General features: G+C 73.1%; 17 protein-coding genes. 10 read left to right on the forward strand and 7 right to left on the reverse strand.

All coding sequences use genetic code 11. The features are described from left to right. The first annotated feature begins 35 nt into the window (after positions 1–35). The 5 genes from dut (at position 36) to dxs (ending at position 7,059) form a co-directional block, all read left to right on the forward strand. Positions 36–506 carry a dUTP diphosphatase gene (gene dut / locus FGG90_RS04410; RefSeq protein ID WP_094130012.1) on the forward strand — a complete coding sequence of 157 codons (471 nt, stop codon included), beginning with the start codon at positions 36–38 and terminating at the stop codon, positions 504–506. Then, positions 503–1,192 carry a DUF3710 domain-containing protein gene (locus FGG90_RS04415; RefSeq protein WP_094130009.1) on the forward strand — a complete coding sequence of 230 codons (690 nt, stop codon included), beginning with the start codon at positions 503–505 and terminating at the stop codon, positions 1,190–1,192. The genes dut and FGG90_RS04415 overlap by 4 nt, the downstream gene beginning before the upstream one ends. Before the next feature lie 2 nt (positions 1,193–1,194). Beyond that, on the forward strand, positions 1,195–1,965 hold the full coding sequence (locus tag FGG90_RS04420) for a DUF3159 domain-containing protein (protein WP_094130006.1): 771 nt from the start codon (positions 1,195–1,197) through the stop codon (positions 1,963–1,965). Between the two features lie 213 nt (positions 1,966–2,178). Next, complete coding sequence (acnA, locus tag FGG90_RS04425; RefSeq protein ID WP_094130003.1) at positions 2,179–4,992, forward strand: aconitate hydratase AcnA; 2,814 nt, start codon at positions 2,179–2,181, stop codon at positions 4,990–4,992. 114 nt (positions 4,993–5,106) lie between these two features. Beyond that, entirely contained in the window at positions 5,107–7,059 is a 1,953-nt protein-coding gene (dxs, locus tag FGG90_RS04430) for a 1-deoxy-D-xylulose-5-phosphate synthase (RefSeq protein ID WP_094130000.1), read from the forward strand. Positions 7,060–7,123: 64 nt separating this feature from the next. Here dxs and FGG90_RS04435 read toward each other — a convergent pair whose 3' ends face one another. The 7 genes from FGG90_RS04435 to FGG90_RS04465 all read right to left on the reverse strand — a co-directional run bounded on the left by FGG90_RS04435 (position 7,124) and on the right by FGG90_RS04465 (position 14,905). Continuing rightward, positions 7,124–9,253: a 3-hydroxyacyl-CoA dehydrogenase NAD-binding domain-containing protein gene (locus FGG90_RS04435; protein ID WP_094129997.1), complete on the reverse strand. Its 2,130-nt coding sequence runs from the start codon at positions 9,251–9,253 to the stop codon at positions 7,124–7,126. Beyond that, positions 9,250–10,386, reverse strand: a complete 1,137-nt coding sequence (locus FGG90_RS04440; protein ID WP_414146759.1) for a thiolase family protein — start codon at positions 10,384–10,386, stop codon at positions 9,250–9,252. Before FGG90_RS04440 ends, FGG90_RS04435 begins: the two co-directional genes overlap by 4 nt. 143 nt (positions 10,387–10,529) lie before the next feature. Next, positions 10,530–11,717, reverse strand: a complete 1,188-nt coding sequence (locus tag FGG90_RS04445) for an HRDC domain-containing protein (RefSeq protein ID WP_094131499.1) — start codon at positions 11,715–11,717, stop codon at positions 10,530–10,532. Positions 11,718–12,139: 422 nt separating this feature from the next. Continuing rightward, positions 12,140–12,736 carry a DUF3000 domain-containing protein gene (locus FGG90_RS04450; RefSeq protein WP_094129991.1) on the reverse strand — a complete coding sequence of 199 codons (597 nt, stop codon included), beginning with the start codon at positions 12,734–12,736 and terminating at the stop codon, positions 12,140–12,142. Between the two features lie 80 nt (positions 12,737–12,816). Further along, positions 12,817–13,560 carry a dihydrofolate reductase family protein gene (locus FGG90_RS04455; protein ID WP_094129988.1) on the reverse strand — a complete coding sequence of 248 codons (744 nt, stop codon included), beginning with the start codon at positions 13,558–13,560 and terminating at the stop codon, positions 12,817–12,819. After that, positions 13,557–13,997, reverse strand: coding sequence for a SufE family protein (locus FGG90_RS04460; protein ID WP_094129985.1), 441 nt, complete (start codon positions 13,995–13,997; stop codon positions 13,557–13,559). The genes FGG90_RS04455 and FGG90_RS04460 overlap by 4 nt, the downstream gene beginning before the upstream one ends. Next, entirely contained in the window at positions 13,994–14,905 is a 912-nt protein-coding gene (locus FGG90_RS04465; protein ID WP_094129982.1) for a sulfurtransferase, read from the reverse strand. The genes FGG90_RS04460 and FGG90_RS04465 overlap by 4 nt, the downstream gene beginning before the upstream one ends. A gap of 156 nt (positions 14,906–15,061) precedes the next feature. On the opposite strand from FGG90_RS04465, the gene zapE reads away from it, so the two are divergent. The 5 genes from zapE (at position 15,062) to FGG90_RS04490 (ending at position 20,291) form a co-directional block, all read left to right on the forward strand. After that, positions 15,062–16,126, forward strand: a complete 1,065-nt coding sequence (gene zapE, locus FGG90_RS04470) for a cell division protein ZapE (RefSeq protein ID WP_094129979.1) — start codon at positions 15,062–15,064, stop codon at positions 16,124–16,126. A 249-nt stretch (positions 16,127–16,375) separates the two neighbouring features. Further along, the gene (locus FGG90_RS04475; protein WP_086517487.1) at positions 16,376–17,662 is read left to right on the forward strand and encodes an ammonium transporter; all 1,287 of its coding nucleotides are present in this window, start codon (positions 16,376–16,378) and stop codon (positions 17,660–17,662) included. Positions 17,663–17,909: 247 nt separating this feature from the next. After that, entirely contained in the window at positions 17,910–18,749 is an 840-nt protein-coding gene (locus FGG90_RS04480; RefSeq protein WP_094129976.1) for an aldo/keto reductase, read from the forward strand. Positions 18,750–18,945: 196 nt separating this feature from the next. Continuing rightward, positions 18,946–19,377 (forward strand): helix-turn-helix domain-containing protein, encoded by a 432-nt coding sequence (locus FGG90_RS04485; RefSeq protein ID WP_094129973.1) that lies wholly within the window; start codon positions 18,946–18,948, stop codon positions 19,375–19,377. Between the two features lie 89 nt (positions 19,378–19,466). Further along, entirely contained in the window at positions 19,467–20,291 is an 825-nt protein-coding gene (locus tag FGG90_RS04490; protein ID WP_237583517.1) for a putative protein N(5)-glutamine methyltransferase, read from the forward strand. The last annotated feature ends 99 nt before the right edge of the window (positions 20,292–20,390 follow it).

Below are 20,390 nucleotides of genomic sequence, written 5' to 3' on the forward strand. Positions count from 1 at the left end.
CCTATTCGATCAGATTCCTGCACTAGCCTCGGACCGTGCCCGATCCCGTCGACGTCCTCATCGCGGGCGACGCCCCGATCCCCGCCTACGCGCACCCCGGCGACGCCGGCGCCGACCTCGTGAGCGCGGAGGCCGTGCGCCTCGAGCCCGGACGACGGGCCACCGTCGGGACCGGCGTCTCGATCGCCCTCCCCGACGGCTACGCCGCCTTCGTGCTGCCGCGCAGCGGGCTCGCCGCGCGACACGGCATCACCATCGTCAACGCGCCCGGCACCGTCGACGCCGGCTACCGCGGCGAGATCCGGGTGACGCTCCTCAACACCGACGCCGACGACGCGTACGATGTCGCGGTCGGCGACCGCATCGCGCAGGTCGTCGTCATGCCGGTCAGCCGGGTGCGCTTCGTGCCCGTGGAGAAGCTGCCCGGGAGCCACCGCGGCTCGGGGGGCTTCGGCTCCACGGGCACCGGCGCCCTCCCCGCCCGAGAGTCAGGAGACCGAACATGACCGACGACACCACCGACCAGCCCGACGACGCCGTCGCGGACGAGGCCGAGCACGTCCTCGACGCGAAGTCCGCGCCCGACGACCGGGCCGACGAGGGTCCCCTCGACGAGACCGAGGCGAACCCGGTCCGTCCCTACGTCGACCTCGGCGGGATCAAGATCCTGCCGCGCGAGGGCCTCCACCTCCGCCTCGAGGTGGCCGAGGGCACGCAGCAGGTCGTCGCCGTCGGGCTCGACTTCGCCGAGTCCAGCCTCCAGGTGCAGCCGTTCGCGGCGCCGCGCTCGAGAGGGCTGTGGCACGAGATCCGCACGACCATCGGCGAGCAGATCCAGCGGCAGGGCGGCACGACGCGCCTCGCCGACGGCCCGTTCGGCCCCGAGCTGCACGCGGTCATCCCCGTCGTCCCGCAGCCGGGCCAGCCCGCGGCGACCACGCGCGACGCGCGCTTCATCGGCGTCGACGGACCGCGCTGGTTCCTGCGCGGCGTCATCACGGGCCGGGCCGTGTCCGACCCCGAGGCGGCCGCCGCCGTCGAGGACCTGTTCCGCAGCGTCGTCGTGGTCCGCGGATCCTCGCCCATGCCGCCGCGCGACCTCATCCCCCTGAAGATGCCGGCCGCGCAGGTCGGCACCACGTCGGGCGCCGCACCCGCAGGCGAGGCCGCGGCTCCGGCCCTGGGCTCCTGAGCATGACGGCGGGGGAGGAGCCGCGCCGGCCGGAGCCCGGTCCCGACGCGCGGCCCGAGCAGCCGGCTCCCGCCCCCGCTCCCGGTGAGGCGATCGGCGCGAGCATGGCCCAGGCGGCCGAGCGCGCCGGGCTCGGCCAGGCCGCGCGCGGCGAGCAGATGACCGCCTCCGCCCTGATCGGCGCCATGGGCGGGGTCCGCGGCGTCCTCGAGGCGATCGTGCCGGGCCTCCTCTTCCTCGTCGCCTTCACGATCACGCGCGACGTCGTGCTGTCCGTCGCCGTCCCGGTCGCGGTCGCGGTCGCGGCTGTCGTCGCGCGGCTGATCCAGCGATCGGCCGTGGCGCCGGCCGTCGGCGGCCTCGTCGGCATCGTGATCTCCGCCGTCCTCGCCCTCCGCTCCGGGGAGGGCCGGGACTTCTACGCGCTCGGCCTCTGGACCAACGGGGCGTACTTCACGGCCCTGCTGGTCTCCGTCCTCGTCGGCTGGCCGCTCGTCGGCGTCGCCGTCGGGTTCCTGATGGGGGACGGCACCGCCTGGCGACGCGATCGCCGGAAGGCGCGCGCCCTCCGCCTCCTCACGGTGGTGTGGGTCGGCTTCTTCGGCCTCCGCCTCGCGGTGCAGCTCCCGCTCTACCTGGCCGACTCCATCGACGCGCTCGGCGTCGCCCGCCTCGTCATGGGCACGCCCCTCTACGGCGTGCTGCTCGTGCTCTCCTGGCTGTTCGTCCGCGCGGTGTACGCGGGCGAGCGGTCCGCTCGGCCCGCCGCCTGAGCCGTCACCCGCCGGCCCGGGCGCGCCGCGGCGCCGGGCCACCGATGCGGTGATACGTTTATCTCGACGTCGAGATACATCGACGCCGTCCCCGCCTCGCGTCGGCGCGCCCGCTCAGGGTCGCCTTACTGGACCCGGCCGCGGCGGGCGACCAAGATCGGATGACGGGCGGAACGCGGGTTCCGCGCCCATCCAGCGAGGGAAGAGGGCCACGTGTCTGCAATCAACAGCTTCGGCGCGAAGGACACACTCCGCGTCGGGGACACCGACTACGAGATCTACCGCATCGACACCGTGGCGGGCCACGAGCGTCTCCCGTTCAGCCTCAAGGTGCTGCTGGAGAACCTGCTCCGCACCGAGGACGGCAAGAACGTCACCGGATCGCAGATCAGCGCCCTCGGCGACTGGGTGCCGGAGTCGGAGCCCGACACCGAGATCCAGTTCACCCCCGGCCGCGTCGTGATGCAGGACTTCACCGGCGTCCCCTGCATCGTCGACCTCGCCACCATGCGCGAGGCCGTCGGCGAGCTGGGCGGGGACCCGACCCGAATCAACCCGCTCGCGCCGGCCGAGCTCGTGATCGACCACTCGGTCATCGCCGACCTCTTCGGCTCCGAGGACGCGCTCGAGCGCAACGTCGACATCGAGTACGAGCGCAACGGCGAGCGGTACCAGTTCCTCCGATGGGGCCAGACGGCGTTCGAGGACTTCAAGGTCGTCCCGCCCGGGACCGGCATCGTCCACCAGGTCAACATCGAGCACCTCGCCCGCGTCACCATGACGCGTGAGGTGGGCGGCGTCCTCCAGGCCTACCCCGACACCTGCGTCGGCACCGACTCGCACACCACCATGGTGAACGGCCTCGGCGTGCTGGGCTGGGGCGTCGGCGGCATCGAGGCCGAGGCGGCCATGCTCGGCCAGCCCGTCTCGATGCTCATCCCCAAGGTCGTCGGCTTCAAGCTCTCGGGTGAGATCCCCACCGGCGTCACCGCGACGGACGTCGTGCTCACGATCACGCAGATGCTCCGCAAGCACGGCGTCGTCGGCAAGTTCGTCGAGTTCTACGGGACCGGCGTCGGCGCCGTCCCGCTCGCGAACCGCGCCACCATCGGCAACATGAGCCCCGAGTTCGGCTCCACCGCCGCGGTGTTCCCCATCGACGACGTCACGCTCGAGTACCTGCGCCTCACCGGTCGCAGCGAGGAGCAGGTCGCGCTCGTCGAGGCCTACGCCAAGGAGCAGAAGCTGTGGCACGACGCGGACGTCGAGCCGTCGTTCAGCGAGTACCTCGAGCTCGACCTCTCCACGGTCGTCCCGTCCATCGCCGGCCCGAAGCGCCCGCAGGACCGCATCGAGCTCACGGATGCCAAGGGCCAGTTCGAGCGCGACCTCAACGACTACGCGAAGGTCGACCACGACATCGTCGACCTCGCGTCGGCCATGAGCTTCCCCGCGTCCGACCCGGGCGAGCTCCAGCCGGAGGACGAGCACTCCACGCACGAGACGCACCACGCGTCGCACAGCCCCGCGAGCGTCACGAAGCCGACGCGCGTCACCCTCGAGGACGGGCGCGACTTCACGCTCGACCACGGCGCGGTGGCCATCGCGGCGATCACCTCGTGCACCAACACGTCGAACCCGTCGGTGATGCTGGCGGCCGGGCTCCTCGCCCGCAACGCCAGCAAGAAGGGCCTGAAGGCCAAGCCGTGGGTGAAGACCACGCTGGCGCCCGGCTCCAAGGTCGTCACCGACTACTACGAGAAGTCCGGCCTCACCACGTACCTCGAGGACCTCGGCTTCTACACGGTCGGCTACGGCTGCACGACCTGCATCGGCAACTCGGGGCCGCTGCTCGACGAGATCTCCACCGCGGTGCAGGACAACGACCTCGCCGTGACGGCCGTCCTCTCGGGCAACCGCAACTTCGAGGGCCGCATCAACCCCGACGTGAAGATGAACTACCTCGCGAGCCCGCCGCTCGTGATCGCGTACGCGCTGGCCGGGTCGATGAACTTCGACTTCGACGCCGACGCGCTCGGCACGGACACCGAGGGCAACGACGTGTTCCTCAAGGACATCTGGCCCGACGCGGCCGAGGTCCAGTCGACCATCGACAGCTCCATCGACACGGGCATGTTCACGCACCAGTACGCCGGCGTCTTCGACGGCGACGAGCGCTGGCGCTCGCTCCCCACGCCCACGGGCGCCACGTTCGAGTGGGACGCGGAGTCGACCTACGTGCGGAAGCCCCCGTACTTCGAGGGCCTCACGATGGAGACCACGCCGGTCTCCGACATCACGGGCGCCCGCGTGCTCGCGAAGCTGGGCGACTCGGTCACGACCGACCACATCAGCCCGGCCGGCTCCATCAAGGCGGACAGCCCGGCGGGCCACTACCTCGACGAGCACGGCGTCGGCCGTAAGGACTACAACTCCTACGGCTCGCGTCGCGGCAACCACGAGGTGATGATCCGCGGCACGTTCGCGAACATCCGCCTGCGGAACCAGCTGCTCGACGGCGTCGAGGGCGGCTACACGCGCGACTTCACGCAGGAGGGCGGCCCGCAGTCGTTCATCTACGACGCGTCGGAGAACTACCAGGCCGCCGGCACCCCGCTCGTGATCCTCGCGGGCAAGGAGTACGGCTCCGGCTCGTCGCGCGACTGGGCGGCCAAGGGCACGAGCCTGCTGGGCGTCAAGGCCGTCATCACCGAGAGCTTCGAGCGGATCCACCGCTCGAACCTCATCGGCATGGGCGTCGTCCCGCTGCAGTTCCCGACGGGCGAGACCTGGGACACCCTGGGGCTCGACGGCACCGAGGAGATCAGCATCACGGGCCTCGAGGAGCTGAACTCCGGCACCACGCCGCGCACCGTGCGCGTGGTCGCCGCCCCCACCTCCGATTCGCCCGCGGGCAAGGAGACGGTGGAGTTCGACGCGCTCGTCCGCATCGACACCCCCGGCGAGGCGGACTACTACCGCAACGGCGGCATCCTGCAGTACGTGCTGCGCAGCCTCGTCGCGTAACAGCACCCTGAGGAGGCCGGGCGGCGACGCCCGGCCTCCTTCGTGCATGCAGGGCCCTGCGTACACTCGAATCGGCGGACGTCGCGACATGGCGTCCGAGGGAAGGCGGTCAGCATGGGAATCCTCGAGACCATCACGGGACCCCGGGACCTCGACCGGCTGAGCCGCGAGCAGATGCTCGAGCTCGCCGCGGAGATCCGGCAGTTCCTCGTGGCGGAGGTGTCCAAGACCGGCGGCCACCTGGGCCCCAACCTCGGCGTCGTGGAGACGACCCTCGCGATCCACCGGGTCTTCGACTCGCCGAAGGACCCCATCGTCTTCGACACCGGGCACCAGTCGTACGTGCACAAGCTCGTGACGGGCCGCCAGGACTTCAGCCGGCTCCGCGCCTCCGGGGGCCTCGCCGGCTACCCGCAGCGGTCGGAGTCCGAGCACGACATCGTGGAGAGCTCGCACGCGTCCAGCTCGCTGAGCTGGGCCGACGGCATCTCGCGCGCCTTCGGCATCACGGGGCAGACCGACCGGCACGTGGTCGCGGTGGTGGGCGACGGCGCCCTCACCGGCGGCATGACGTGGGAGGCGCTCAACAACATCTCCGACGACAACACGCGGAAGCTGATCATCGTCGTCAACGACAACGGCCGCTCCTACGCGCCGACCATCGGCGGCATGGCGCGGTTCCTCAACACCGTGCGCACGCGCCGCACCTACCGCGGCCTGTACGAGACCAGCCAACGCGTCTTCGGCGTCTTCGGCGCGCCGGGGGACAGCCTCTACCGCGGGCTCCGCGGCGGGCTGCACGGCTTCCTCACGCGGGTCACCGACAACGAGGCGCTGTACTCGAACCTCGACATCAAGTACCTGGGGCCCATCGACGGCCACGACCAGCAGGCGATGGAGGAGGCGCTCGAGCAGGCGCGCGACTACGGCGCCCCGGTCATCGTCCATGCCATCACCGAGAAGGGCCGCGGCTACGAGCCCGCGCGCCGGGACGTGGCCGACCAGTTCCACGCCGTCGGCCAGATCGACCCCGAGACGGGGGAGCCGATCGACGCCGCGCAGGCGGCGAGCTGGACGAGCGTGTTCGCGGACGAGATCCTCGCCCTCGCGGACGAGGACCCGCGCATCGTCGGCATCACGGCCGCGATGCTGCGTCCCGTGGGCCTCCACAAGTTCGCGGAGAAGCACCCCGACCGCGTGCACGACGTCGGCATCGCCGAGCAGCACGCGGTGACGAGCGCGGCCGGCCTCGCGTACGGCGGCCTCCACCCCGTCGTCGCGCTCTACGCCACCTTCGTGAACCGGGCGTTCGACCAGGTCCTCATGGACGTGGCGCTGCACCGCGCCGGCGTGACCTTCGTGCTCGACCGCGCGGGCGTCACCGGCCCCGACGGGCCCAGCCACCACGGCATGTGGGACCTCGCGCTGCTGCAGATCGTGCCGCACATCCGCCTGAGCGCCCCGCGCGACGCGACGCGGCTCCGCGAGGAGCTGGGGGAGGCCGTGAAGGTGGACGACGCGCCCACGGTCGTGCGCTTCTCGAAGGGCACCGTGGGCGACGAGATCGAGGCGCTGCGGCGCCTGGACGACGGTGTCGACGTGCTGCACGAGTCGGAGGCGAAGGACGTCCTCATCGTCACCGTGGGCCCGATGGCCGCCATGGGCATCGAGGTCGCCGAGCGGCTCCAGGCGCAGGGCATCGGCGCGACCGTCGTGGATCCGCGTTGGGTCGTCCCCGTGCCGCGGAGCGTCGTGGAGCTCGGGGGCACGCACCGCCTGGTCGTGACCATCGAGGACGGCGTGGTCGTGGGCGGCATCGGCACCCGGATCCGCCAGGACCTCCGCGAGGCCGGCATCGACACGGGCGTCACCGAGCTGGGCCTGCCGGACGAGTTCCTCGACCACGCGAGCCGCGGCGAGATCCTCGAGCGCGTCGGCCTGACGCCGCAGCACATCGCGCGCGACGTGGTCGCGCAGGTCCTCGGCAGCCGCGTGCCGTCCGCCCGCCCGCTGCGCGACGACGCCGACCGCGTCTCCGTGGCGCCGGAGGAGGACGAGCAGGCCTAACCGCCGCGTCGCACGACGGAGGGCCCGGCCATCACGGCCGGGCCCTCCGTCGTCCGGTGGAGCGCTACGCCACGCCGCGGATCGCCGGCCGGTGGAACGTCGTGCCGAACGCGCGCTCGCTCGCGCCGACCCGGTCGAGGTAGGGCGTGAGGCCGCCCATCTGGAACGGGTAGCCGGCGCCGAGGATGAGGCACAGGTCGATGTCCTCCGCCGCGTGCACCACGTCGTCCTCGAGCATGCGGTGCACCTCGTCGGCGAGCCCCGTCTCGACCCGCTCGCGGATCGCCTCGGCCGTCATCGGGTCCTTGCCCCCCTTCACGATCTTGACGGCCTCCTTGTCGAAGCCCGTCGGCCGGCCCTTCGCGTCACGCGCGTAGATGCGCCCGAGGTCCGCGAGCCGGTGCAGGTTCGGGCTCTCGAAGAACCGGTCCGGGAACGCCGCGTGATGCGTGTCCAGCACGTGCGCCCCGACCTTGAGGCCGACGAGCTCGAGCAGCTCGAACGGCGTCATGGGGAGGCCGAAGGGCGCGAGCGACCGGTCGACGACCTCGAAGGGCGTGCCCGTGTCGACCGCGTGCATGGCCTCGCCGAGCACCTTGGCGAGGATCCGGTTGACGACGAAGCCCGGGGTGTCGCGCGTGATGACGGCGTTCTTGTTGAGCTTCCGCGCGACCTGCATCGCGGTGGAGAGCGTCGCGTCCGTGGTCTGCGGCGTGCGCACGACCTCGATGAGCGGCATGACCGCGACCGGGTTGAAGAAGTGGAAGCCCACGAGGCGCTCCGGGTGCGCGAGCCGCTCGCCGATCCGCTCCACCGAGAGGGACGACGTGTTGGTCGCGAGGATCGCGGTGTCGGAGACGTGCTGCTCGATCTCCGCGAAGACCGCCTGCTTCACGCCCAGCTCCTCGAAGACGGCCTCGATGACCCAGTCCGCGTCGGCGAAGTCGGCCTTGTCGGTCGTGCCCGTGACGAGCGCCGTGAGGCGGTTGGCCTCGTCGCGGGAGACGCGCCCCTTCTCGGCGAGCTTCCGGATCTCGCCGTGGATGCCGGCGACGCCCGCGTCCACGCGCGCCTGGTCGAGGTCGGTGATGACCACGGGCACCTGGAGGCGGCGGACGAACAGCAGCGCGAACTGCGAGGCCATGAGCCCGGCGCCGACGACGCCGACCTTGGTCACGGGCCGCGCGAGGTCCTTGTCCGGGGCGCCCGCCGGCCGCTTCGCCCGCTTCTGCACGAGGTCGAAGGCGTAGATGCTCGCGCGGAACTGGTCGCCGGAGATGAGGTCGGCGAGGGCCTCGTCCTCGGCGGCGAAGCCCTCCTCGCGCGTGCTGCGCTTGGCGGCCTGCAGCAGGTCGAGCGCCCGGTACGGCGACTGCGCGACCGTGCCGATGCGCTGCTCGAGCGACCTGCGGGCGATGCCGATGGCGACGTCCCACTTGGCGATGCGCTCGAGGCGGCCGGGCGCGTTCGGACGCGTGACCTCGATCGCGCCGGAGATGACGCCGTCGGCCCAGCGGATCGACTGCTCGAGGAACGACGCGGACGGGAAGGACGCGTCGGCGATGCCGAGCTCCATGACGTCCGCGGCCTTCAGCGTGCGGTTGTTCTTGAGCGGGTTCTCGATGATCACCCTGAGGGCGTTCTCGATGCCGATGAGGTTCGGCAGCAGCCACGCGCCGCCCCAGCCGGGGATGATCCCGAGGAACACCTCGGGCAGCGCGACGGCGGGGACGGATTCGTCGACCGTGCGGTAGTCGGAGTTGAGGCCGATCTCGAGCCCGCCGCCGAGCGCGAGCCCGTTGACGAACGTGAACGACGGGACGCCGAGCCGGTGCAGCCGACCCAGCGTGTCGTGCCCGAGCTGCGCCATCTGCCGGCCGACCTCGCGGCTGGGGATCTCGCCGACCTTGCTGAGGTCGGCGCCCGCGGCGAGGATGAACGGCTTGCCGGTGATCGCGACGCCGCGGATCTCCCCGGCGGCCGCGCGTGCCGCGAGCCGGTCGAGCACGTCGGCGAGCTCGAGCAGCGTGGCCGGGCCGAGGGTGGACGGCCGGGTGTGGTCGCGCCCGTTGTCGAGCGTGACGAGCGCGAGCACGCCGCCGGAGGGCAGCGGCACGTCGCGGACGAACGAGTGGGTGACGACCTCGTCGGGATCGAGCGCCACGAGCTCCCGGAAGCGGCTGGTGTCGGTCACTTGGTCCTCTTCCTCTTGCCGGTGAAGTGCGGGTTCTCCCAGATGACGCTGCCGCCCTGGCCGAGGCCCACGCACATCGCCGTGAGGCCGTAGCGGACCTCGGGGTGCTGCGCGAACTGGCGCGCGAGCTGGTTCATCAGCCGGACGCCGCTGGACGCGAGCGGGTGCCCGACGGCGATCGCGCCGCCGTACTCGTTGACGCGCGGGTCGTCGTCGTCGATGCCGAAGTGGTCCAGCAGGCTGAGCACCTGGATGGCGAACGCCTCGTTGAGCTCGAACAGCCCGATGTCGTCGATCGTGAGGCCGGCCTTGCGGAGCGCCTTCTCGGTGCTGGGCACCGGGCCGATGCCCATGATCTCGGGCTCCACGCCCGCGAAGGCGAACGAGACCAGCGTCATCTTCGGGGTGAGGCCGAGCTCCTTCACGGCGTCGCCGCTCGCGAGCAGCGCGGCCGTGGCGCCGTCGTTGAGGCCCGACGAGTTGCCGGCCGTGACGCGCCCGTGCGGGCGGAACGGGGTACGGAGGCCGGCGAGCCCCTCGAGCGTCGTCTCGGGGCGCATGGCCTCGTCGCGCGTCGCGAGCCCCCAGCCGCTCTCGGAGCGGGTCGCGACGGGCACGAGGTCCGGCTGGATCTCGCCGTTCGCGTACGCGAGGGCTGTCTTCTGCTGGCTCGCGAGCGCATAGCGGTCGGCCCGCTCGCGGGTGAGCGCGGGGAACCGGTCGTGGATGCGCTCGGCCGTGTTGCCCATGTTGAGGGCGTCCTGGCTCACGAGGCGCTCGGCGAGGAAGCGGGGGTTCGGATCCGCGTCGAAGCCCATCGGGTGGCGGCCCATGTGCTCGACGCCGCCCGCGATCGCGAGGTCGTAGGCGCCGAACGCGATGCCGCCGGCGGTGGCGGTGACGCTCGTCATGGCGCCCGCGCACATCCGGTCGATGGCGAAGCCCGGCACGGAGCGGGGGAGCCCGGCCAGGAGCGCCGCGGTGCGCCCGAGCGTGAGGCCCTGGTCGCCCGTCTGGGTCGTGGCCGCGATGGCGACCTCGTCGATCCGGTCCTTCGGGACCTCCGGGTTCCGCTCCAGCAGCCCGATCATGGCCTTGACGACGAGGTCGTCGGCCCGGGTCCGCCAGTACATGCCCTTCTCGCCCGCTCGTCCGAACGGGGTGCGTACCCCGTCCACGAAATGGACTTCGGCTCTCTCGACCACTGACGCCTCCTCGCATCGATTTCCCCCACCCTAGGAAGAAGCCGGACGGGGGCCGAATCCGTTGACTGTTCCTACGAGGCCCCGTCGTCGGCTGCGTCGTCCGCTTGGTCCGCATCGACAAAGGCCGCCGCGACCGCGGGGGCCGCCGCCTCGATCTGCCAGGGACGCGCGCCCCACGAGGCGAGCGCCTCGCCGACGGCCTCGGGGGCGAGGTCGGCGGGCGGCGTCCACGCGACGCGACGGAGCACTTCGGGCGTCAGCAGGTTCTCCTGGGGGAGGGACATGCCGTCGGCCACCTCCTGGACGGCCGCGCGGGCGCGCTTGAGGCGGCGGTCGGCGGCGGGGTCCTTGTCGGCCCAGGCCTTGGCGGGCGGCATCGACTCGCCGGCGCCGCGCAGCGACGGGAACTCGGTCGCGGCGAGCCCGCGCTCGACGGCGGCCCACCAGCGGTCGATCTCGCTGCGGCTCGCGCGGCCCGAGAACTCCCGGACGGCCGCGAGGTCGCGCTTGGACTGCGGCAGCACCCGCGCGACGGCCACGAGGGACCCGTCGGGGACGAGGCGGCCGGGGCTCGTGTCGACCTCGCGCGCGTAGGCGTCCCGGGCCTCCCACAGCTCCTTCGCGACCGCGAGGTTGCGTCCTCCGCGGACGCCGTGCAGGCCGCTCAGGCGACGCCACGGCTCCACGCGCGCCGGCTTCGCCTCCTTCGCGATGGTCGCGGCGAACTCCTGCTCGGCGATGCGCGTCTTGCCCTGCTCGTCGAGGCGGCGCGCGATCTCGTCGCGGACGTCGACGAGCAGCTCCACGTCGAGCGCCGCGTAGACGAGCCAGGCGCGGGGGAGCGGGCGGGTCGACCAGTCGGCGGCCGAGTGCTCCTTGGCCAGGTGGATCCCGAGCAGCTCCTCCACCACGGTGCCGAGGCCCACGCGGGGCAGACCCAGGAGGCGCGAGGCCAGCTCGGTGTCGAAGATGCGCTGCGGGTCGAGCCCGACCTCGCGGAGGCACGCGAGGTCCTGGCTCGCGGCGTGCAGGACCCACTCGACGTCGCGGATCACCGCGTCGAGCTCCGCGAACGAGCCGACGGCGGGCGGGTCGAACAGGAACGTGCCCGCGCCCCGGCGGAACACCTGGATGAGGTAGGCGCGCTGGCTGTAGCGGAAGCCGGAGGCGCGCTCGGCGTCGACGGCGATGGGCCCGGTGCCGGCGGCGATCGCGTCGACCGCGCGCAGGTACTCCTCGCGCGTGTCGATGACCGTCAGGTCGCCCGTGGCCGCGGCCTCGCGGAGGGCGGGGCGCGCGGGCGCGTCCTGGACGGCGGTCGACGGGTCGGCGGACTCCGCGGACGGCGCCGACGCGGCCTCGGCGGGTGCGGAGGACGCGCGACGGCCGCGCCCGCGGGTCGTGCGCGGGCGGGCCTCGGAGCCGTCCGGCTCCGCCGCGGGGGAGTCGGGCACGGGCGCGACGGACGCGTCCGACGCCGTGGCGTCCGCGACGGCCGCGGTCTCCGCGGGGGCGGCCCGACGCGTCCGGGTGCGCGCCACCACGGCGTCGGTGGCGGTGGATCCGGGCACGTCCGAGAACAGGGAGGCGCCCATGGCCGGGCGGCGGAGCCGCGGTGAGGTGACGGATCCGGAGGCGTCCGCGCGGCCGTCGGCGGGGTCGGGGATGTCGGACGGGGCGTTCACGTCCGGGTGCGTCGCGCTGATAGCAGTGTCACTCCTTCGCCCGCGGGAGGGAGTCCGGCGAGCATGCACAGTAGTTCCCCCCAGCCTTCCACATGGGCGGTCACGTCGGCGTCGGCGGGCGTCCACGAGGCGCGCAGCTCGATCTTCGCGCCGCTGCCCTGGCGGGCGAGCTCGCCGTAGCCGGTGGAGATGATCCGCGTCGCCGTGCCCGAGGGCGCCGAGTAGCGGGCGCCGCGGGAGGCGAGCCCGTCGACGAGCCACGACCACGCCACATCCGCGAGGAAGGGGTCCGTGCCCATGTCGGTCTCGAGGGGCGCCTGCGCGAAGCAGACGATGCGGAACGCGCCGCCCCAGGCCTCGGGCTCCTCGGGGTCGTGCAGCAGGATGAAGCGGCCCGTGCCGAGCTCCGAGTCGGACGCGTGGCCGGACGGCGACACGTCCGCCGCGAGCGCCACGGCGTAGGGCGCGAGGTTCGACGACGGCGACGGGATCTTGGTCAGCACGAGCTCGGACCGGGTGGTGGCCCGCCGGAGCGCGTCCAGCGCCGCGCGGAACTCGGGCGGATCCTCGGCGCTGTCACGGGTGTCTACCACGTGGGCAGACTACGTTCCGCGGTCGCGCCCGCCGGGAGCCACGCCGGTCGGCTCCGGGCGATGCGCCCGCGACCAGGGCATCAGCCGCGGTCGACGGCCCACCGGGCGTACGTGCGGTGGTCGTCGTCCACGAGCAGCTGCGCGAGGCGCATGGGCGCGTGGATCCCGGAGCCCGCCGGCACGAGGGGCATCAGGGGCGTGACGAGCTCGGGGGAGGTGGTGAGGCAGAGCTCGTCGACGCGGCCGGCGGCGAGGAGCGCCGCGGCGAGGGCCGGCCCGCCCTCGCACACCACGCTCGTGAGGCCGTGGCGGCCGAGCGCGTCGATGACGTCGTCGCCCGAGAGACGGCCGTCCGCGGCCGCGCCCAGCGGGACCGGCACGATATCGGCGGGGACCCCGTCGAGGGTGGCGAGGGCGCGGTCGCGCGCCTCGGGCGGGCACAGGACGAGCAGGCGGCCCGCCTCGGCGTCGGCGTCGAAGCGGTGCCCGGCGAGGTCGCCCGACGACGTGGCGACCGCGAGGGGCGTGCGGCGGGGGAGCACGTACCGCTCGGCGCGCACCGTGCCGGCGCCGACCAGGACGACGTCGGCGAGCTCGCGGATCACCCCGAGGATGCGGCGGTCCACGACGCTGCTGAGGCTGTCAGAGGACCCGTCGGCCCCGATCACGCTGCCGTCGACGGACGCCACGAAGTTGAGGCGCACGTGCACGGGGGATCCGGGCCGGTAGAGGCCCTCGAGCCAGACCCGCGTGCCGTCGTCGTCGAGCCCGCGGGTGGCGGCGTCGCCTGCGCCCGCCACGGGCAGGACCCGCGAGATCCTCACCCGGCGAGCCGCTCGCGCACCTGGCGCTTGACGCGGCCGAGCATCGCCGTCATGCCGCGCATGCGCAGCGGCGAGACGGCGGCGTCGAGCCCGATGGTCGACGGGTAGTCGTCGGGCACCGCGAGCACATCGTCGGCCGGGAGCCCGTCGAGCCCCTGCGCGAGGATCGACGCGAAGCCGCGGCTCGTCGGCGCCTCGGCCGGCGCCTGGGCGTGCACGTGCACGTCGCCGTCCACGACCTCCACGAACATGAACACGGGCGACTGGCACTCCTCGACCCGCTCGAGCAGGTCCGGGTGCTCGGCGTAGCGCGCCGGCAGCTCCGGCAGGTCGTTGCTGAAGTCGAGCAGGAGGAGCAGCCGGTCGCGCTGCCCGAGCGCGAGGAAGTCGTCGCGGATCTCGGCGAGCGCCGCGGGCAGCGCGGGGGAGCCGCTCATCGGGAGGGCAGCTCCCCGGGCTCGGCGCCCTGGACGATGGGGACGCGCACGGCGGAGCCCCACTCGGTCCAGGATCCGTCGTAGTTGCGGACGCCCTCGAAGCCCAGCAGGTGCGTGAGCACGAACCACGTGTGGCTCGACCGCTCGCCGATGCGGCAGAGGACCACGACGTCGTCGCCGTCGGAGAGGCCCGCGCCCTCGCGGTAGACGGCGTCGAGCTCGGCGCGCGTCTTGAAGGAGCCGTCCTCGGCGGCGGCCTTGGCCCACGGCACGTTGCGCGACGTGGGGATGTGGCCGGCGCGGAGCGAGCCCTCCTCGGGGTACGCGGGAGCGGTCGTGCGCTGGCCCGTGTACTCCTCCGGGCTGCGGACGTCGATGAGCGGGTGGCCGAGGTGCGCGAGCACGTCGTCCTTGAACGCGCGGATCTCCTCGTCGCGGCGCTCGACGACGGGGTACTCGACGGGCGCGACCTCGGGCTGGTCGGTGGTGGTCGGGCGGCCCTCGGCGATCCACTTGTCGCGGCCGCCGTCGAGGAGGCGCACGTCCTCGTGGCCGAAGAGCGTGAAGACCCAGAGGGCGTAGGCGGCCCACCAGTTGCTCTTGTCGCCGTAGACGACGACCGTGCTGTCGCGGGAGATGCCCCGCTCCGACATGAGCTGGGCGAACCGCTCGCCGTCGACGTAGTCGCGCTGGACCGGGTCGTTGAGGTCGGTGTGCCAGTCGAGCTTGACCGCGCCGGGGATGTGGCCGGTCTCGTACAGCAGCACGTCCTCGTCGGACTCGACGACCACGAGGCCGGGCGTGAGCGCGCCGTCCGCGAGGCGCTCCTGCAGCCAGTCGCCGCTCACGAGCCGCTCGGGGTGGGCGTACTCGGCGAACCTGGGGGTGGTGTCCGGCTCGACGGCCATGGGGCTCTCCTGATCTCGCGGCCTCGAGGGCCGCGCTGGGTGGGACGCGGTCTAGTCTGGGGGTCTCCCGCGGGCGCTCGGCGCGCGCGACGACCACCATCCACGGTAACGGTTCGCGATGCGCGGGACCTTCCCATGACAGCCGGAGACCCACCTGTGACGAACACCGACACCGGATCCCGGCACCACGACGAGCGCGGCGCGGGACCGGGGGCGCTCGTCGGACGGTCGCCGAGCATCACCGGCCAGGAGATCGCCGCGCACCTCGTGCCCCCGCGGCAGTTCGACGAGGCGCGCTTCGACACCTACCGGCCCGACCCGGAGTACGACACGCAGGCGCAGGCCGTCGAGGTGCTCCGCGCGTTCTCGGGCGACCGCGCCGGATCCCGTGGCGGCCTCTTCTCCCGGCGGAAGGCCCCGGCCGTGAAGCCCGGCGTCTACCTCGACGGCGGCTTCGGCGTCGGCAAGACGCACCTCCTGGCCTCCCTCTGGCACGCGATGCCGGGGCCGAAGTACTTCGGCACCTTCATCGAGTACACGGCGCTCGTCGGCGCCCTCGGCTACCAGGGCGCGGTCGAGATCCTCCGCGGCGCGACGCTCGTCGCCATCGACGAGTTCGAGCTCGACGACCCGGGCGACACCATGATGATGACGCGCCTGCTCTCCGACCTCGTGGCCGACGGCACGCGCATCGCCGCGACCAGCAACACCCCGCCGAACGCGCTGGGGGAGGGGCGCTTCGCCGCGGCCGACTTCCTCCGCGAGATCCAGGCCATGAGCGACCGGTTCGACACGATCCGCATCGACGGCCTCGACTACCGCCGCCGCGCCTTCGAGGGCCACGCGGTGACGGTCGACGACGCCGACCTCGACGCGCGCGCCGAGGCGGCCGGCGCCGGCGGGCGACAGGTCACGGTCGACGGCTTCGCCGAGCTCGTGGGGCACCTCGCGCGCCTGCACCCGTCGAAGTACGTGAAGCTCATCGAGGGCGTCGACGTGATCGCCCTCCGCGACGTCACCCAGCTGACCGGGCAGACGGACGCGCTCCGCTTCGTGGCGTTCGTCGACCGCGTGTACGACGCGCAGATCCCGCTGCTCGCGACGGGCACCCCGTTCGACGAGGCCTTCTCCGCCGAGATGCTCGCGGGCGGGTACCGGAAGAAGTACCTGCGGGCGATCTCGCGGCTCATCTCGCTCACGGCCTCGGCCCGCGAGCTGTAGCGCACGCGGCTCCCACGGAGCTGGGTCCGGGGCCGCCGAGGCGGCCTCCCGAGCGTCCGGTAACACGATGTTCACACGGCCGCCTCCCGTGTAACGCGCCCGAAACACGTCCGGCGAGCCCGCGAAACCTCGCCCCCGGACACTGGTTCCGTACCCGGCACCCGGCACGCGCCGAACCACCCGACCACACGGGCGGCCGCTCGCCCCCGTCGGTGCGACCCCTGCACGATCTACGAGAGGTGAAACACCATGGACCAAGGCAACACCGCCTTCCTCCTGATCGCCGCGGCGCTGGTCCTCCTGATGACGCCGGGTCTGGCGTTCTTCTACGGCGGGCTCGTCAAGGCCAAGAGCGTCATCAGCATGATGATGATGAGCTTCGGGGCCATGGGCCTCATCGGGCTGCTCTGGGTCCTGTACGGCTACGCCATCGCGTTCGGCAACGGCCCCGACGGCGCCGCGGGCAACCCGCGCTTCGTCGGCATCGACGGCGTGCTCGGCATCGACCTCGGCCAACTCGGCCTCGGGGACGCGTACACGGCGGCCCTCGGCGAGCAGACCTCCGCCTACCCGACGCTGGCGTTCGCCGCCTTCCAGGCGACCTTCGCGATCATCACCGTCGCGCTCATCTCCGGCGCCATCGCCGACCGCGCCAAGTTCGGCGCGTGGATGGTCTTCGCCGGCGTCTGGGCCACGATCGTCTACTTCCCGGTCGCCAGCTGGGTCTTCAACTTCACGCTCGCCGACGGCGCGACCGTCGACGGCGGGTGGATCGCCTACAACGTCGGCGCCATCGACTTCGCCGGCGGCACCGCGGTGCACATTAACGCGGGCGCCGCGGCCCTCGCCCTCTCGCTCGTCCTCGGCAAGCGCGTCGGGTTCGCCAAGGGCATGCACGTGCCGCACAACCCGCCCTTCGTGCTCCTCGGCGCCGGCCTGCTGTGGTTCGGCTGGTTCGGCTTCAACGCCGGATCCGAGCTCGCGGCCGACGGCATCGCCGCCATCGCGTTCCTCAACACCATCGCGGCGCCCGCCGCGGCCATCCTCGGCTGGCTCGTGGTCGAGAAGATCCGCGACGGCAAGCCCACCTCGGTGGGCGCCGCCTCCGGTGCCGTCGCGGGCCTCGTCGCCATCACCCCGGCCTGCGCCGCGCTCTCGCCGACCTGGGCGATCGTGCTCGGGCTCGTCGCCGGCGCCGTCTGCGCCGTGGCCATCGAGCTGAAGTTCAAGCTCGGCTTCGACGACTCGCTCGACGTGGTGGGCATCCACCTCATCGGCGGCCTCATCGGCACGCTCTACATCGGCATCTTCGCGACCAACGTCGGCCTCATCTACTCGGGCTCGCTCGAGCAGCTGGGCAAGCAGGCCCTCGCCGCGTTCGCCGTGCTGATCTACTCGTTCGTCCTCTCCTACGTCATCGGCACGATCATCCAGAAGACCATGGGCTTCCGGGTGAAGAACGAGGACGAGATCGCGGGCATCGACACGATCGTCCACGGCGAGGAGGGCTACGTGCTGGAGACCTCCGGCCGCTGACCCGCCGCTCCGCGCCACCGACGGGCGCCGCTCCTCGCGAGGGGACGGCGCCCGTCGTCGCGTCCGGGGCGCGAGCGGCACGTGTCCGGGACGCGACCGGCGCGCGGCCGCGTGTTCGCCCAGCGCGGAGCCCGGCGTCCTGCGGGCCGTCGGGGCGCGGGCCGGGCGTACGGTGGACGGACGCGGGGAGCCGAGCACGACGGCGCCCCGCTCCCCGTGACCATCGAGACGAAGAAGACGAGAGCACATGGCATCCCCCCTCATCACCCTGAACAACGGCGTCACCATCCCGCAGCTGGGCTTCGGCGTCTTCCAGACCCCGCCCGCCGAGACGCAGCAGGCCGTGGAGCGCGCCTTCGAGGCCGGCTACCGCCACATCGACACCGCCGCCGGCTACTACAACGAGGAGGGCGTGGGCGCCGCCATCCAGGCGACGGGCATCCCGCGCGAGGAGCTCTTCATCACCACCAAGCTCCGCAACGGCGACCAGGGCGCGGACAGCGCCCGCAGCGCCTTCGAGGACAGCCGCCGCAAGCTCGGCGTCGACGCGGTGGACCTCTACCTGATCCACTGGCCCTACCCGAAGCACGGCCTCTACGTGGAGACGTGGAAGACCTTCGAGGCGCTGCACGCCGAGGGCCTCATCCGCGCGATCGGCGTCTCCAACTTCCTCCCGGAGCACCTGGAGAAGCTGGCCGCCGAGTCCGACGTCGTGCCCGCGGTCAACCAGATCGAGGTGCACCCCACGTTCCAGCAGCACGATCTCTCGACCTTCTCGGTCGAGCGCGGCATCGAGGTCGAGGCGTACAGCCCGCTCGGCCAGGGCGCCGACCTCGAGTCGGAGGTCGTCACGCGCCTCGCGAAGGAGCACGACGCCACCCCCGCGCAGATCGTGCTCGCGTGGCACCTCGCGCAGGGCCGCATCGTGATCCCGAAGTCGGTCACCCCGGAGCGCATCGTGCAGAACTTCCAGAGCATCGAGGTCGAGCTGTCCGTCGAGGAGCTCGCCGAGATCGACACCCTGGAGACCGGCACGCGCCTCGGCGCCGACCCGGCGACGGCGGACTTCACGCAGTTCCCGTCCTGATCCACCCGCCGGGATCCCGGCCGCACGACGCCCGCCCGGCCCCCTCGCCGCGGCGGGCGTCGTCACGCGCGGACCCCGCATCACGCGGCGCTCGTGCACGGGCCCCGAGGGGGCTAGCCTGAGCCACACGACGCTCCCTCAGGCCGGAGGCGATCGCCTCGGACCCGTCGGGGCGCGGCCCACCGTCAGGAGCATCGTGATCGATCCCACCGTCCCGCATGCCCGGCTCGCCGACGCGCTCAGCTCCGTGTCCGAGCGCATCGACGCGTCCGTCGACGCCAGCTGGGACGGGCTCACCGGCGTCCAGGTCCTCATCCTCCGTCGGCTCTCCGGCACCGAGCGGATGGACCGCGCGTCGCTCGCGCTCGACACCCGCACCGCCCGCGCGGCCACCGTGCCGAGCCTCGCGTCGCTCATGCAGAAGGGCCTCGTGCTGGAGTCGGAGGACCCCGTCGGGTCCTACCTGCACCTCTCCGACGGGGGACGGGAGCTCCTGCTGGGCGTCCGGACGGCCCGCGCCGAGTGGATGGAGCAGGCCGCGCGTCTGTCGAAGCCCCCGGTGCACGGCGACGACCTGCTGCGCGCCGCGGCGCTCTTGGAGCACCTGCGCGCCACGGACGACATCTGAGCGCGCACGGCGCGAGCCCGGATGCGCGCGACGCGAGACCGGATGCGCGCGACGACGACCTGGTCGCGCGCCTGCGGGCCGCGGGCTGCGTGTTCGCCGAGGAGGAGGCCGCGCTGCTCGTCGCCGAGGCGGCGCACCGCCATCCCGACCACGGCTCCGGCCCGGGCGCCGGGCGGGACGGACGCGCGGAGGGGCTCGAGCGCATGGTCGCGGCCCGCGTCGACGGGGAGCCCCTCGAGACGGTCCTCGGCTGGGCCGCGTTCGCGGGACGGCGGATCATCGTGCGCCCCGGCGTGTTCGTGCCGCGCCGACGCACGGAACGCCTCGCGCGGGCGGCGGTGGCCGCGGCGGGCGAGGTCGCGCATGCGGTCGTCGTCGACCTGTGCTGCGGCTCGGGTGCCATCGCCGCCGTGCTCGCGGACGACGCGCCGGGCGCGGTCGTGCACGCGGCCGACGTGGATCCCGTCGCCGTCGCGTGCGCGGCGGAGAACCTCGTCCCGCGCGGGGCCTCGGTGCACCAGGGCGACCTGATGGCGGCGTTGCCCGCGACGCTGCAGGGCGGGATCGACGTCCTGGTGGCCAACGTGCCCTACGTGCCGCGCGCCGGGCTCGACCTCATGCCGCCCGAGGCCCGCCTGCACGAGCCGGAGGCGACGCGCGACGGCGGGGTCGACGGGCTCGACGTGCTGCGGCGCGTGGCGCGGGGGAGCGGCCCGTGGCTCGCGCCCGACGGGCTCCTCCTCGTCGAGGTCGCGGACGCGCAGGTCGACGCCGCCCTCGACGCGATCGCGCGCGCCGGCCTCGAGGCGCGGGTCGAGCCCGGCGACGCGAGCGACGCGCAAGACCCGGGCGACGACGCGGCCGAGGACGAGGACGACGGCACGCGGGTCGTGACCGGCCGACGCCGCCGCTGACCGGCCGGCACCACGTCGCGGGCCGAGGGGGAGGCGCGCCGCGCATCCGCACCCCGCTGCGGATATCGTTGCCTCCTGTCCACAACCCGCTCGGCGGCC

The organism is Clavibacter michiganensis subsp. tessellarius (assembly GCF_021922985.1).
Classification (GTDB): Bacteria; Actinomycetota; Actinomycetes; order Actinomycetales; family Microbacteriaceae; genus Clavibacter; species Clavibacter tessellarius.